The organism is Trinickia sp. NRRL B-1857, assembly GCF_050470685.1.
Lineage (GTDB): Bacteria > Pseudomonadota > Gammaproteobacteria > Burkholderiales > Burkholderiaceae > Trinickia.
The window spans coordinates 3,527,315-3,541,642 of the sequence record NZ_JBFLUK010000001.1; the positions used below are offsets into that span (position 1 = coordinate 3,527,315).

Annotated in this window: 13 protein-coding genes; 7 read left to right on the forward strand and 6 right to left on the reverse strand. The window is 64.5% G+C overall.

Translation table 11 applies throughout. From position 1 onward, the window contains the following. Genes pcnB through AB1286_RS15800 form a run of 4 tightly spaced genes read right to left on the reverse strand, consistent with a single transcriptional unit; the run spans position 1 to position 4,128 of the window. Positions 1 to 1,593, reverse strand: coding sequence for a polynucleotide adenylyltransferase PcnB (gene pcnB, locus AB1286_RS15785; RefSeq protein ID WP_430364143.1), 1,593 nt, complete (start codon positions 1,591 to 1,593; stop codon positions 1 to 3). After that, positions 1,590 to 2,276: an HAD family hydrolase gene (locus AB1286_RS15790; RefSeq protein WP_430364144.1), complete on the reverse strand. Its 687-nt coding sequence runs from the start codon at positions 2,274 to 2,276 to the stop codon at positions 1,590 to 1,592. The genes pcnB and AB1286_RS15790 overlap by 4 nt, the downstream gene beginning before the upstream one ends. 11 nt (positions 2,277 to 2,287) lie before the next feature. Next, positions 2,288 to 3,031 (reverse strand): DnaA regulatory inactivator Hda, encoded by a 744-nt coding sequence (gene hda / locus AB1286_RS15795; protein WP_430364145.1) that lies wholly within the window; start codon positions 3,029 to 3,031, stop codon positions 2,288 to 2,290. Between the two features lie 20 nt (positions 3,032 to 3,051). Next, positions 3,052 to 4,128 carry an AI-2E family transporter gene (locus AB1286_RS15800; protein ID WP_430364146.1) on the reverse strand — a complete coding sequence of 359 codons (1,077 nt, stop codon included), beginning with the start codon at positions 4,126 to 4,128 and terminating at the stop codon, positions 3,052 to 3,054. Positions 4,129 to 4,188: 60 nt separating this feature from the next. Here AB1286_RS15800 and purM point away from each other — a divergent pair, with 60 nt between their 5' ends. Together purM and AB1286_RS15810 are read left to right on the forward strand one after the other, a co-directional pair. Beyond that, positions 4,189 to 5,256, forward strand: coding sequence for a phosphoribosylformylglycinamidine cyclo-ligase (gene purM / locus AB1286_RS15805; RefSeq protein ID WP_430364147.1), 1,068 nt, complete (start codon positions 4,189 to 4,191; stop codon positions 5,254 to 5,256). A 180-nt stretch (positions 5,257 to 5,436) separates the two neighbouring features. Continuing rightward, positions 5,437 to 5,688, forward strand: a complete 252-nt coding sequence (locus AB1286_RS15810; RefSeq protein ID WP_430364148.1) for an AbrB/MazE/SpoVT family DNA-binding domain-containing protein — start codon at positions 5,437 to 5,439, stop codon at positions 5,686 to 5,688. Positions 5,689 to 5,739: 51 nt separating this feature from the next. Here AB1286_RS15810 and miaA read toward each other — a convergent pair whose 3' ends face one another. Together miaA and mutL are read right to left on the reverse strand one after the other, a co-directional pair. Then, positions 5,740 to 6,708 carry a tRNA (adenosine(37)-N6)-dimethylallyltransferase MiaA gene (gene miaA, locus AB1286_RS15815; RefSeq protein WP_430364149.1) on the reverse strand — a complete coding sequence of 323 codons (969 nt, stop codon included), beginning with the start codon at positions 6,706 to 6,708 and terminating at the stop codon, positions 5,740 to 5,742. Positions 6,709 to 6,713: 5 nt separating this feature from the next. Further along, on the reverse strand, positions 6,714 to 8,744 hold the full coding sequence (gene mutL / locus AB1286_RS15820; RefSeq protein ID WP_430364150.1) for a DNA mismatch repair endonuclease MutL: 2,031 nt from the start codon (positions 8,742 to 8,744) through the stop codon (positions 6,714 to 6,716). 179 nt (positions 8,745 to 8,923) lie between these two features. On the opposite strand from mutL, the gene AB1286_RS15825 reads away from it, so the two are divergent. From AB1286_RS15825 to AB1286_RS15845, 5 genes are all read left to right on the forward strand, one after another. Further along, positions 8,924 to 9,610 carry a DedA family protein gene (locus tag AB1286_RS15825; protein ID WP_430364151.1) on the forward strand — a complete coding sequence of 229 codons (687 nt, stop codon included), beginning with the start codon at positions 8,924 to 8,926 and terminating at the stop codon, positions 9,608 to 9,610. Positions 9,611 to 9,695: 85 nt separating this feature from the next. After that, positions 9,696 to 10,322, forward strand: a complete 627-nt coding sequence (locus AB1286_RS15830; protein WP_430364152.1) for a ParB-like protein — start codon at positions 9,696 to 9,698, stop codon at positions 10,320 to 10,322. Positions 10,323 to 10,338: 16 nt separating this feature from the next. Continuing rightward, complete coding sequence (locus AB1286_RS15835; RefSeq protein ID WP_430364153.1) at positions 10,339 to 12,066, forward strand: SulP family inorganic anion transporter; 1,728 nt, start codon at positions 10,339 to 10,341, stop codon at positions 12,064 to 12,066. A gap of 75 nt (positions 12,067 to 12,141) precedes the next feature. After that, positions 12,142 to 13,071 carry a c-type cytochrome gene (locus AB1286_RS15840; RefSeq protein WP_430364154.1) on the forward strand — a complete coding sequence of 310 codons (930 nt, stop codon included), beginning with the start codon at positions 12,142 to 12,144 and terminating at the stop codon, positions 13,069 to 13,071. 217 nt (positions 13,072 to 13,288) lie between these two features. Then, positions 13,289 to 14,302, forward strand: coding sequence for a zinc-binding alcohol dehydrogenase family protein (locus AB1286_RS15845; protein ID WP_430364155.1), 1,014 nt, complete (start codon positions 13,289 to 13,291; stop codon positions 14,300 to 14,302). Positions 14,303 to 14,328 lie beyond the last annotated feature (26 nt).

Below are 14,328 nucleotides of genomic sequence, written 5' to 3' on the forward strand. Positions count from 1 at the left end.
TCAGTCCTCTTGCGAACTCGGTGCATCCACGGCGTCGGCGCTTTCACCTTCGCCTTCGCCGCTCTTGCGACTGCGCCCACCGCGGCGACGCCGCTTGCGCGGACCGCGTTCGCGGCCGCCTTGAGACAGCAATGCCTCGCGTTCGGCGGGGCTGCCTTCTAAGAAGGATGTCCACCACGCGCCGATTGCGGGATCGAGCTCACCCGATTCGCACCGTAACAGGAGGAAATCATAACCCGCTCTAAATCTTTGGTGTTCGATGAGCTTCAGCGGGCTGCGGCCGGAGCGTTTTTCCAGGCGCGACTGCAAACCCCAAATCTCGCGCATATCGGCCGAGAAGCGCTTGTGAATCGCCAGCTTCTCGGTTTGCATATCGAGCACGTCGTCCATCGCACGATGGAGCGCCGGCACCGGAAATTCGCCGTTCGCTTCATATTGCTGCGTGCGCTGCTGAACGTCGTGCCACAGCAGCGTCGCGAACAAGAAGCCGGGCGAGACGCCTTTGCCGGCCTTGACCCGCGCATCGGTACTGTTCAAGGCGAGCGTGATGAACGACTCGCCATGCGGCTGCTCCAAAACGACGTCGAGCAGCGGCAGCAAGCCATGGTGCAGGCCGTGCTTGCGCAGTTGCTTGAGGCAAGCCAGCGCGTGGCCCGACAGCAGCAGCTTGAGCATCTCGTCGAACAGTCGTGCGGCCGGCACGTTGTGGATCAAATCGGCGAGCGGCTCGATCGGTTCGCGCGTAGCGTCGTCGATCTCGAACCCGAGCTTGGCCGCGAATCGCACGATGCGCAGCATTCGCACGGGATCCTCGCGGTAGCGCGTGGCCGGGTCGCCGATCATCCGCAGCAGGCGCGCGCGCACGTCGGCCATGCCGTTGTGATAGTCGAGCACCGTCTGCGTCGCCGGGTCGTAGTACATCGCGTTGATCGTGAAGTCGCGACGGGTCGCGTCTTCGTGCTGCTCGCCCCAGACGTTGTCGCGCAGCACACGGCCGCTCGCGTCGACGGCATGCGTGCGCCGGTCGAGCTCGTCGCGGCGCAGGCGCTTCGGCGGCGCGTCTTCGGCGGGGGCTTCCTTCGGGGCGCCCCCCGAGGGGGTTTCCTTCGGGGCGTCTACCAGGGCGCGGAACGTGGAGACTTCGATGATCTCCTGCCCGAACTGCACATGAACGATTTGGAAGCGGCGGCCGATCAACCGAGCACGGCGGAACAGACGCTGTACTTGTTCGGGTGTCGCATCCGTGGCGACGTCGAAATCCTTCGGCGCAATGCCGAGCAATAGATCGCGTACGGCACCGCCGACGATGAATGCGCGGTAGCCAGCCTGCTGCAATGTGTCGGTGACCCGAACGGCATTGCGCGAGATCAGCGACGGATCGATGCCGTGGATGTCGGACGACAAAATCACGGGCGCATCGGGTCCCGGTGCGCTCGCGCGCTTTTCGGGCCGAGCCTTCTTGCGGCGCGGCTTGGGCGCTTCGTCGGCGGCGGCGTCGGTCCAGACGGCCTCTTCGGCGAGGGAATCGTCCCTCGCGGGCGCGGCCGTGTCCGTGTCTTGGCCGAGCAGCTTGCGGATGAGTTTCTTGATCACGACGGTTGGAAAAGATCGAGGATGCGCCAGCCCTTCGCTTGCGCATGGGCGCGCAGCGTGGCGTCGGGATTGGTCGCGATCGGATCGGTGACCTTCTCGAGCAGCGGGATGTCGTTATGCGAATCGCTGTAAAAGTAGCTGTGTTCGAAGTCGGCCCAATGCTTGCCGAGCGAGGCGAGCCACGACTGAACCCGCACGATCTTGCCTTCGCGATAGCTTGGGGTGCCCGTGCCGCGTCCCGTGAACGGCGAATGCGGCTGACCGTCGACGGTTTCGACTTCGCACGCAATCAGCATCGGCACGCCGAACGCATCCGCGATCGGGCGCGTGATGAATTCGTTCGTCGCCGTGACGATGCAGCACAGATCGCCCTTGTCCTGGTGCTCGCGAACGAGTTCCAGCGCGACCGGGGTGAGGGCCGGCTTGATCACCTCATGCATGAACTGCTCGTGCCACGTAGCGAGTTCCTCGCGCGAGCGATGAGCGAGCGGCGCGAGAATCGTCTCGAGATACGCGTGGATGTCGAGTTCGCCGCGCTTGTAGTCGGCGTAGAAGCGATCGATGTCACGCAGATACGACTCGGCATCGACAATGCCGAGCTTTACGATGAAGCGGCCCCATTCGTGGTCGCTGTCAGTCGGGATGAGCGTGTGATCGAGGTCGAAGAGTGCGAGATTCGTCATGAGTGCGCATTTTACTTGAAGCGGCTCGCCGCGGCCGGCGAGCCTTCGGGTGGGGCGTCGACGGCCGGCAACGAGAGCATGGTACGGAGCAACGGCAGCGTGATGGCGCGCTTTTGCTCGAGCGAGAAACGGTCGAGTGCGTCGAGCAACGCCATCAGGCTCGGCATGTCGCGCCGAAAGTGGGTGAGCAAGTACGCAGGCACGTCGTCGGCCAGCGCGATGCCGCGCTCCTTGGCCGCGAGCTTGAGCACGGCGCCCTTACGTTCGTCGGGCAGCGGGGCGAGGTGGAACACGAGGCCCCAGCCCAGGCGGGTGCGCAGATCCTCGCGCACGGCGAGTCCGAGCGGTGCGGCATTGCCCGTCGCGACGAGCGCGCTCGTGGGGTGCGCGCGCACCTCGTTGAACAAATTGAACAGAGCGATTTGCTGGGCGCCCGAAAGCTTATCGCAGTCGTCGACGGCATAGATCGCGATGCGCGGATCGAACGTGAAGGCCGCGAGCCCGCTTTGCGGACCGATGAACGAGGCGCGGCCCGGCGCTGCGCTATGCACGAGTGCCGAGAGCAGATGGCTGCGGCCGCTGCCGCTCTCGCCCCAGACATAGAACGTCCGGTCGGCGAGCGGTCCCGCCGCCAGCGCGCCCTCGAGCTCGGCGAGCCGCGCGACGAGTTCCGCGTTGGCGCCGGCGAAGAAGTTTTCGAACGTCGACGGCGGCGGCGTGCCGAGGTCGAGCGTCAATTGGCGATGCACAGTCACGATGTCGGAAACAGGAACGATCAATTCTTATAAAGCGTGCTCGCGAGGTAGCCGCGTCGCACTTCGCGCAACGCCGTCGACAAGATCGCGCTCACGGGCAGCGCGAGCAGCACCCCGAAAAAGCCGAACAACTGGCCGAACGCGAGCAAGGCGAAAATAACCGCGAGCGGATGCAAGCCGATGCGCTCGCCGACGAGGCGCGGCGTGAGAAAAAAGCTTTCGAGGATTTGCCCGATCCCGTAGACGATCGCCACGGCGACGAATCCGTAGACGCTGCCGAATTGCAAGAGCGCGGCGAGCAGCGCGAGCCCGAGGCCCGTCGCGAACCCGACATACGGGATGAATACGGCGAGCCCCGTGAAGATACCGACCGGCAGCGCGATCTCGAAGCCTGCGACCGTAAGCGCAATGCCGTAGTAGGCGGCGAGCACGCCCATCACGAGCAACTGGCCGCGCAGATACTGCGAGAGCGTACGGTCCATCTCGACAGCGAGCTCGAGCGTCTTGGGCAGCCAGCGCCGCGGCACGATCGAGGCGAGACGCGCGAGCATCGTATTCCAGTCGTACAGCAGGTAGTACAGCACGAGCGGCACCATGACCACATCGCCGATCACGGTGATCATGACGTTACTGCTTGTGCGCAGCGATTTCCACGCGGCGAGCGCGACCGTTTGCGCGCTGCCTTCGAGCTGGTTCGTGAGCATGTCGCGCAGGCTCGAGAAATCGAAGATGTCGCCGTAGCCGAGCGATGCGAGCCTCGGTTGAACCCAGTCGTGCAGATGCGAGATCAGCCCCGGAATTTGCGCTTTGAGCTCGGGTCCCTCCTTTTGCACGACCGCGAATACGAGTAGGGCGAGCAACGAGACGAGGATCGCGAAGACGAGCATCATCAAGAGTGCTGCGATGCCGCGCGGGATTCGATGGCGTACGAGCCAGGCGACACCGGGTTGCAGGATGTAGGCCAAGATCGCGCCGAGCAAGAACGGCGTAAGGACGGGGCTCAGCAACCAGAGCAGGATGCCGAGGCCGAGCGCGACCGCGCCCCAAAAGAGGGCCTGACGTTGGTAGGGCGTGAGAATCGGTGAATTCTGCGACAAAGGCGTATCCCGGTCTGCATCGGTTAAAATCGCATTTTACCGACCTTCTCGCCCTACCCCATGAATCAACCGAAATCCGCTTCGGACGCCAATGCCGGCGCCCAGGGTCTGTCGTATCGCGACGCGGGCGTCGACATCGACGCAGGCGATGCGCTAGTCGACGCCATCAAGCCCTTCGCGAAAAAGACGATGCGCGAAGGCGTGCTAGCCGGTATCGGCGGGTTCGGCGCGCTGTTCGAGGTGCCGAAGAAGTACCGCGAGCCCGTGCTCGTCTCCGGTACCGACGGCGTCGGCACGAAGCTCAAGCTTGCGTTTCATCTGAACAAACACGACACGGTCGGCCAAGATCTCGTCGCGATGAGCGTGAACGACATCCTCGTGCAAGGCGCCGAGCCGCTGTTCTTCCTCGATTATTTCGCGTGCGGCAAGCTCGACGTCGACACGGCCGCCACGGTCGTCAAGGGCATCGCGCAAGGCTGCGAGCTGGCCGGCTGCGCGCTGATCGGCGGCGAGACGGCCGAAATGCCGGGTATGTATCCCGACGGCGAGTACGACCTCGCGGGTTTTGCCGTGGGCGCCGTCGAAAAGAGCAAGATCATCGACGGCAGCACGATCGCCCCGGGCGACGTGGTGCTGGGTCTGGCCTCGAGCGGCATTCATTCGAACGGTTTCTCGCTCGTGCGTAAGATCATCGAACGCGCCAACCCCGACCTGTCGGCCGATTTCCATGGCCGCTCGCTCGCCGACACGTTGATGGCGCCGACGCGCATCTACGTGAAGTCGCTGCTCGCGCTGATGCAAAAGATCGCCGTGAAGGGCATGGCGCACATTACGGGCGGCGGCCTCGTCGAGAACGTTCCGCGCGTGCTGCGCGAAGGGCTCACGGCCGAGTTGCAAGCATCGGCATGGCCGATGCCGCCGCTGTTCACGTGGCTGCAACAGCACGGCGGCGTCGCCGACGCCGAAATGCATCGCGTCTTCAACTGCGGGATCGGGATGGCCGTCATCGTGGCGGCCGACGTGGCCGACGAAGCCGTGCGCGAACTGACGGCGGCCGGCGAGCAAGTGTGGAAGATCGGCACCGTGCGCGCCAGTCAGGAAGGCGAGGCGCAAACGGTCGTGGTTTAGGCGACCGGTACATTGTGCGCTGGCTTCACGGCTGCGCTTCTAAAAAACCGCTCGGGTTGGCCTTGAGCGGTTTTTTTCTTCCTTGCGCGAAGCAAGAGAAGTGTAGATCCAATATACATGGGTTGGATCCGCAGCCTTTACGAGGCGCTTGTGTAATGGATCGACATTTGGAGTACGGCTATGGAACTCAAGATCCGAAAATGGGGTAGCGGCGTTGCTGTGCGGCTACCGGCTGCATTGCTGGAGCACATCGACGTGTCGGTCGGGGACCCGTTGCACGCAGATATCCATCCAGAAGGCATATTGCTTACGCCTGTTCGGCGCAAGTATTCTCTGGGCCAGCTAGTTGCGCAGCGCGACTCCCAAGCCCCGTTGCCCGCGGACCTCGCCTCGTGGGGCGCAGTTATGCCAAATGGCCACGAAGTATGGTGAGCCGTCTCAATCCGAGTATGACAAACTCGGTGCGAGAAAGGCGCCGATAGCTTAGAGGCCGACGCGCCTTTTGTTTTCCCGCGCGACCGCCTCGACCGCGCGCACCGCATCGTCCGTCGCGCTCGGCGCGCAGCAGTCGATCACGATTCGCTCCGCCATCGAACGCAACCAAGTCAGTTGGCGCTTGCAAAGCTGGCGCGTAGCGAAAATCCCTTTGTCACGCATCGTCGCGTAGTCGATCGCCCCATCCAGATACTCCCAGGCTTGCCGGTAGCCGACGCAGCGCATCGACGGCAAGCTCGGATCCAAATCGCCGCGTGCGCGCAACTGCCGAACCTCGTCGACGAAACCGGCTTCCAGCATCGCGTCGAAGCGCTGCGCGATGCGTGCATGCAATACGGCGCGGTCGCTCGGCTCCAGCGCGATCGGCACGAACCGATACTCCGTCTCGTCGGGTCGCTCAGGCGCCGTCAGCAGATCCGACATTGCCTGCCCCGTCAGCATGAACACTTCGAGCGCACGTTGAATCCGCTGCGCATCGTTCGGCGCCAGGCGCGCAGCCGTGGCCGGGTCGATGCTTGCCAGCCGTGCGTGTAGCGCGGGCCAGCCTTCGCGCGCCGCGTCCGCTTCGAGCGCCGCGCGCACATCGGGATCGGCGCTCGGCAAGTCGTTCAGACCCTGCGTCAGCGCTTTGTGGTAAAGCATCGTCCCGCCGACAAGCAACGGCACGCGTCCACGCCCGATAATCGCTCCGATCGCCTGCAAAGCGTCCGCCCGAAAATCCGCGGCCGAGTACGCCTGCGTGGGTTCGCGGATGTCGATGAGATGGTGCGGCACGCCCGCTCGCTCGGCGAGCGTCGGCTTGGCGGTGCCGATGTCCATGCCGCGATAGACGAGCGCCGAATCCACGCTGACGATTTCCGTCGGATGCCTCGCCGCGAAGGCGAGCGCTGCCGCCGTTTTGCCCGACGCCGTCGGGCCCAGCAGGCAGGCGACGGCAATGCGTTGAGACTCGTTCACGCGCTTCACTGTCCGCGCAAGAAAAGGCGATCGAGGTCGGCGAGCGTCAATTGGTACCAGGTCGGCCGGCCGTGATTGCACTGATCGGCGCGTTCGGTCGCTTCCATCTGACGAAGCAGCGCGTTCATCTCGTCGAGCGTCAGCCGCCGATTCGCGCGCACGGCATGATGACAGGCCAGCGTGCCGAGCAATTCGTGCTGGTGCTCGGTCAGCACGCGCGAGCCGCCGTAGGCGTGCAAATCGGCCAGCACGGCGCGTGCGAGCGCCGGCAAATCGGCGTCCTTGAGCAATGCCGGCACGGCGCGGATCGCAAGCGTGGTCGGCGACAGGGCGGCCAGATCGAAACCGAGCGCGTCGAGCGCGTCCCGTTCTTCTTCCACCGTGCCGATTTCAACGGCATCGGCCGTCATGGAAACGGGAATCAAGAGCGGTTGCACGGCGATCGTGCGCTCGGCCAGCGCGCGCTTGAATTGCTCGTACAAGATGCGTTCGTGCGCGGCATGCATATCGACGATGATGAGACCGCGCGCATTTTGCGCGAGCACATAGACGCCGTGAATCTGACCGATCGCGAATCCGAGCGGATGATCGAGATCGGCGGCCATCGGTGCCTGCACGGCGCCAAATCCACCGCTCGCCGCCTGTCCCGCCTCGTCGCGCATCTCCAACGCGCCGGCGGGGGAGGCGAGCCACGGCGCGCCGTCGATACGCTCGCGCGGCGCCGCATCGTTCTCGCTCGCGCCGCTTTCAGGGCGTGCGCCGTCCTTGCGCCCGAACAGCGCATCGTAGAGTGCGAGCGGTTGGGCGACGGGCAGCGTGCCTTGAACCATGCGCGAATCGCGCATCCAGGTCGTGCCGCCGCGGTTGGCCGCCGAAATCGACGCGCCGCCAGGCAACGCACCGGCAGCGGTCGCGGCGCCGAGTTGCGCGCCGGGGCCGGGCAGAGGTTCGATCTGAGCGGCGTGACCGAGCGCAGTCGTTTCGGGGGAGGCGCCCGCATGCCGCGCGAGCGCGCGCTGAAGCGCATGGAACACGAACTGGTGGATCGAGCGCGAATCGCGAAAACGAACTTCGATTTTCGAAGGATGCACGTTGACGTCGACGGCTTCCGGCGGCAGGTCGAGAAACAGCACGTACGACGGATAGCGATCGCCGTGCAGGACGTCTTCGTAAGCCGAGCGCACGGCGTGCGTCAGCAGCTTGTCGCGCACAAAGCGGCCATTGACGAAGAAGTACTGCTGATCGGCACGTCCGCGGCTCGCCGTCGGCAGCCCGGCGCATCCATAGAGCGCGATCTGGCCGGCGTCGTGCTCGAGCGGCAGGTGCGCCGTTGCGAAAGCCTCGCCCAGTATCTTCGATACCCGCACCGGCGGCTCGCTCGCGTTCCAATGTTCGAGCGCGCGGCCGTTATGCATGACCGAAATCGCGACATCCGGACGTGCGAGCGCCGCGCGGCGGATCATTTCGACGCAATGGCCGAGTTCGGTCTGCTCACTCTTGAGGAACTTTCGGCGCGCCGGCGTGTTGAAGTAAAGCTCGCGCACTTCGATCGTCGTGCCTACGCCGCCCGCGGCCGGGGCCAATACGCCCGTCTGCGCGTCGATACGCGTCGCGTGTGCCGCATCGGGGGTGCGGCTCGTGATGAACATCTCGGCTACCGAGGCGATCGAGGCGAGCGCTTCGCCGCGAAACCCGAGCGTGGCGACGGCTTCGAGTTCGGCGAGCGAGCGGATCTTGCTCGTCGCATGGCGCATTAGCGCCAGCGGCAGTTCGCCTGGGGGAATCCCGCAGCCGTCGTCGGTGATCGAAATGCGCTTGACGCCGCCCCCGTCGAGCACGATGCGCAATGTCTTGGCACCGGCGTCCAACGCGTTTTCGAGCAGTTCCTTGACGACCGACGCGGGACGTTCGACCACCTCGCCCGCGGCGATTTGGCTGATGAGCTGGTCGGGGAGGGCGGCAATCGCACGGCGCGCCGGCGCGCGGGGCACAGCGGCACGCTCGGTCTCGGCCGGCGATTCGGGGAATTCGGACATGGCGTCATTATAGCGATTTGCCGTGGTCCGATTCCCCCGGCAGACAGGGGCTGCCAGGCTGTTTCGAGATCGGTCATTCGGTTTCGGTATCATGGTGCGAGGCTGTCGGCCGTTGCTCACCGCCGGTGAGTTCGGCCATGCGACGCTTCGCTCGTTTCGACTCTTAGGAAGGAATACCTTTGGACACGTTGCTTCATTTCGTCGCCTTGATTTTGCATATCGACAAGTTCCTCGGCGATTTCGTCCATCACTACGGCGCATGGGTCTACGCCGTGCTGTTCCTGATCGTTTTTTGCGAGACGGGGTTGGTCGTCCTGCCGTTCTTGCCCGGCGATTCGCTCTTGTTCATCGGCGGAGCGTTTTGCGCCTCGGGCGAGATGAGCCTGCCCTCGCTGATCGCGCTGCTGCTGGTTGCCTCGATCGGCGGCAACAGCGTCAATTACTGGATCGGACGGGCGATCGGACCGAAGGTGTTCAATACGCATATTCCCGTGCTGGAGCGCTTTCTCGATCGCGCCGCGCTGCAAAAGACACACAATTTCTACGAGCGCCACGGCGGCAAGACGATCGTGCTCGCGCGCTTCATTCCGGTCGTTCGCACGTTCGCCCCGTTCGTGGCCGGCGTCTCCGACATGCGCATGGGACGCTTCCAATTTTTCAACGTGACCGGCGCCGCATTGTGGGTGTTGCTGCTCGTGCTGGCGGGTTACTTCTTCGGCAATATTCCGTTCATTCGTCAGTACCTGAACTTGATCGTGCTGGTCGGCGTAGGCGCGGCGATCGTGCCCGTGGCGCTGGCCGCGGTATATAAGCTGTTGCGCAAGAAGTCGTCGGGGCATGTCGCATCGAACGGCGGCAGCCGTTAAGCGGGCCCAATCCGGGTTCGAACAAGCCTCGCGGCAGTGAAAGGCGAAAGGCGCTAGATAACGAGGAAACGAGGAGGGGACAGTCATGCAAGGTCCGACCAGCGATGTTCGTCTGATCCCGGCCCAACTCGACGCGTTGCGGCCCACGCAAATCACCGTGGGCTATCACGAAGTCGAGGTCAAGCGCGCGCATTGGAAGTCGCTCGACAAAAAAGCCCGGGCGCAGACGATTTCGACGCACTGGTTCCCCGCGGTTTTGGGTCCGAACGGGCAGTACTTCGTCGTCGACCACCATCATCTCGGTTTGGCCCTCATCGAAGAGGGCGAGAGCCGGGTGCAGATAATGGTGCTGCGCGATCTCTCATGGCTGGATTCGGTCATCTTTTGGCGCATGATGGAGCACTTCCAGTGGGTGCATCCGTTCGGCCCCGACGGTACGCGGCACGATTACGATCGTCTGCCGAACAATTTGACGCAACTCGTCGACGATCCCTATCGCAGCTTGGCAGGCGAGTTGCGGCGCGTCGGCGGCTTTGCTAAGGACACGACGCCGTTCAGCGAGTTTCTATGGGCCGATTATCTGCGGCCGAGAATTCCCGAGAAGCGGATCCGCAAGAACTTCGACAAGGCCCTTGCCGCGGCGCTCGCCTGTGCGCACGACACGCAGGCGCGCTACTTGCCGGGTTGGTCGGGCACGATCGCTCCCCGGTGACCTTACGGTTGATGCCATGACGATCGATACGGGGCATGCCGCCGCGGCGCATCTGCAAGATCCGTCCGAGTATGCGCAGCCCGGGGCTCGCAGGCCGCCGGCGCAGCGTCTGCTCAAGGATGCGCTTGCCGGGATGTCGATCGCCGGCCTGCTGTTGCCTGAAGCCGTCGCCTATGCCGGCATCGCCAATATGCCGCCGCAAGCGGGGCTCGTCGCGCTGCTCGCCGGTCTGACTGTTTACGCGCTACTGGGGCGTAGCCGCTTTGCCATCGTGTCGTCGACATCGTCGTCGGCGGCCGTGCTCGCGGCCACGGTCAATGCGCAAGCGGGCGGCGGCACAGCGCAACTCGCCTATGCCGCCGCGCTCGTCGCCGCCACCGGCGTGCTGTTCGTGCTCGCGGGCCTTGCTCGCCTAGGCGGCATGTCCGACTTCGTTGCAAAGCCGGTGCTGCGCGGCTTTGCGTTCGGGCTCGCGTTGACGATCGTCGTCAAGCAGCTCCCGAGCATCTTAGGGGTGTCGTCGCATTACGCCGACGTGCCGCGCGTGGCGTTCGATCTCATGCGCCACCTTCCCGCCTCGAATGGGTATAGCGTCGCGTTGGGCGGTATCGCGCTCGCGATTTTGTTCGCGCTCGGCCGGCGTGCGCGCATTCCGGCAACGCTCGTGGTCATCGTGCTCGGGATCGGCGCGGGGTATTTCATCGATTGGCATCGGTGGGGGATCTCCGTCGTCGGTACGATCGACGTGCGAGACCTCGGGTTCGGTCTGCCCGCATTCGCACGAACGCAGTGGGCGCAAACGGCCGAACTCGCGTTTGCGCTGATGCTCATCTTGTACGCCGAATCGTACGGCTCGATTCGCAGTTTCGCGCTTAAGCACGGCGACGCGATGTCGGCCAATCGCGATCTCGTCGCGCTCGGCGGCGCCAATATCGTCTCCGCCCTCTTGCAGGGGATGCCTGTCGGCGCCGGTTATTCGGCGACCTCGGCCAACGAGGCGGCCGGCGCGCAGACGCGTTGGGCGGGGATGGTCGCCGCCGCCGTCGTCGGGCTTATCGTCATCTTCTTGAGGCCGCAGCTTGCGCGTATTCCTGAGCCCGTCCTTGCGGCCATCGTCATTTATGCCGTTAGCCATTCGTTGCACCCGGACGCCTTCCGGCCATACTGGGTTTGGCGGCGCGACCGGCTTATTTCGATCGCGGCTTTGGCCGGCGTGCTCGTGTTCGGTGTGCTGCACGGCCTGGTGGTCGCGATCGGCGTGAGCTTACTGCTGACGCTGCGAGATTTCTCGGAACCGTTGGTGAGTGTGCTCGGCCGCTTGCGCGACAGTCATGATTTCGTCGATTTGTCGACGCATGCGGACGCCCGGCCCGTCGACGGCATCATGATCATGCGGCCTGAGGCACCGCTGTTTTTCGCGAATGCCGATCGGGTGCTCAGCGAAGCGCGCAAGCTCATTGCTGCGCAAGGCGGTATGCTCAATACGATTATGCTGAGCCTCGAGGAGACCCCCGACGTCGACGGCACGGCGATCGAGGCGCTGCGCATTTTCGCCGCCGAATTGCGCGCGCATGGGCAGCGGCTCGTGCTCGTGCGCTTGAAGCCGAGGGTGCTCGAGGTGCTGGGCCGCGCTGCCGACGACACGCTGCCGCGCGATGCGCTTCACGAACTGAGCGTCGACGAATGCGTACAATCGGTGCTCGCCGAGGCGGCGGAAAGCCAAGCGAAGACGCGGCAAAGCTGATACGCGGTGTCGATCGCAAGAAGATGTCGAGCCCAGGCGCTCGGCACATACATTGGGTGTGAGGAGACGAATACCATGAAGCCATACCGCGCAATGGCCGCGCTCGCGTCGGCGCGTCGCTCGCTTGATCAACCCGCGCGTGTGCGGGCCCTCTCGGTCGCATGCTCGTTGGCGGTGGCGTTCACGGCTTTCGGCGCCGGCGCGGCCGAAAATAATCAGGCTGCTCCAGCGCCGGGTGCGGCGGGAAGCGGCATCGTGAGCGCGGACACGATCGAGGCACGGCTCGCCGCGCTGCCTGCTGGGCCCGACAAGGATGCCGTCATGCTCGGCTATCACTTGTCCGTCGATACCCCGGGTTACGCGCCCGGCCACGTGCCGGGTGGGGCGATGTCGTGCGCGAGCTGTCATATCGGCGCGGGCACGACGCCGCATGCGTCGCCGTGGTACGGCATGATCGGCGTGACGCCGGCTTATACGCCGCGCTCCGCCAAAGTCGAGTCGCTCGCGCAGCGTATCAACAACTGCTTCTTGCGATCGGAGAACGGCGTGCCGCTGGCATTCGATTCTCCCGAAATGACGGGCTTGCTTGCGTATATGACGTTCGTTTCAAAGGGCGTGAAGAGCGGCGAGTTCGGGCCGGGGCGCGGGATGGGCTCGATCGCGAACATCGCGAAGATGACGCCCGACCCGGCGCATGGCAAAGCGATCTATGCCGAGCGCTGCGCATCGTGCCATGGCGCCGAGGGGCAGGGCACGCAAGGCGGCGGCCGCTATGTCTTTCCGCCGCTCTGGGGCGAGGCATCGTTCAATATCGGCGCGAGCATGGCGCGCATCGGCCCCGCAGCCGCGTTCATCAAGCACAACATGCCGCTCGGCAACGCGACGCTCAGCGACCAAGAGGCGCTCGACGTCGCGGCCTACGTCTCGCATCAACCGCGTCCCGATTTCGCGGCGAAGGCGGATGATTGGCCCAAGGGCGGCAAGCCCGCCGACGCGCGCTACTAATGCGGGCAAAGGCGGGGGCGATGTAGTGGGGCCGGGTACGGCCCCAGGGCTTCGTGGAGGCGATTTTCATCGCGGCGACGAAACTGTAGAGCCGTATGGGCACTGTTCATGCGGCGCTTGGGCCGAGATGATTCGGATTGAACACCGCGGCGGCACGCGTATGGAATGCCCGCGTGCCGCCGCTGTTACGTCATCCATGCCATAAGGAGCCTGCCCCATGAAAGCCGTCGCCTACTATCGCAATCTGCCGATCGACGATCCCGAATCGTTGGTGGATGTGGCGCTACCCGATCCGCAACCGGGGCCGCGCGATCTACTCGTCGAGGTGCGGGCCGTCTCCGTCAATCCCGTCGACGTGAAGATACGCGCGGGCGTGGCCCCCGAGGCGGGGCAGCCGAAAGTGATCGGTTGGGATGCCGCGGGTGTCGTGCGCGCGGTCGGTGCGGACGTGACGCTCTTTCAACCGGGCGACAAAGTGTGGTACGCGGGCTCGCTTACGCGTGCCGGCACGAATAGCGAACTGCATGTGGTCGACGAGCGTATCGTCGGGCATATGCCGAAATCGCTCGATTTCGCGCACGCGGCTGCCTTGCCGCTGACGACGATCACCGCTTGGGAGCTCCTGTTCGACCGCTTGCGTGTGCCGGAGGGCAATGCGCAGACGGGCCGATCGCTGCTAGTGATCGGCGCGGCGGGCGGCGTGGGCTCGATTCTCGTGCAGCTTGCGCGTCGGCTCACGGGATTGACCGTCATCGGTACGGCCTCGCGGCCCGAAACGGCTCAATGGGTGAGCGATCTCGGTGCGCATCACGTCATCGACCACACGAAGCCGCTTTCGGAAGAACTCGCTCGGATCGGGGTGGGGATGGTCGACTACATCGCGAGCTTGACGCACACCGATAGCCATTTTCCGCAAATCGTCGAGGCGATCAAACCGCAGGGCCAGGTCGCGCTCATCGACGATCCCGATCTCATCGACTTCCGCCAACTCAAGCGCAAGAGCGTGTCGCTGCACTGGGAGTTCATGTTCACGCGCTCGATGTTCGACACGCCCGATCAAATCGCGCAGCACGAATTGCTCGAGCGCGTGGCGGCGCTGATCGACGCAGGCACGCTGCGTACGACGTTCGGGGATCACTTCGGAAAAATCGACGCGGCGAATCTAAAGCGGGCCCATGCGCTCATCGAGAGCAATCGGGCGCGCGGCAAGATCGTGCTCGAGGGGTTCTGATTGGGCCGATGCTAGGCGGTGCGATC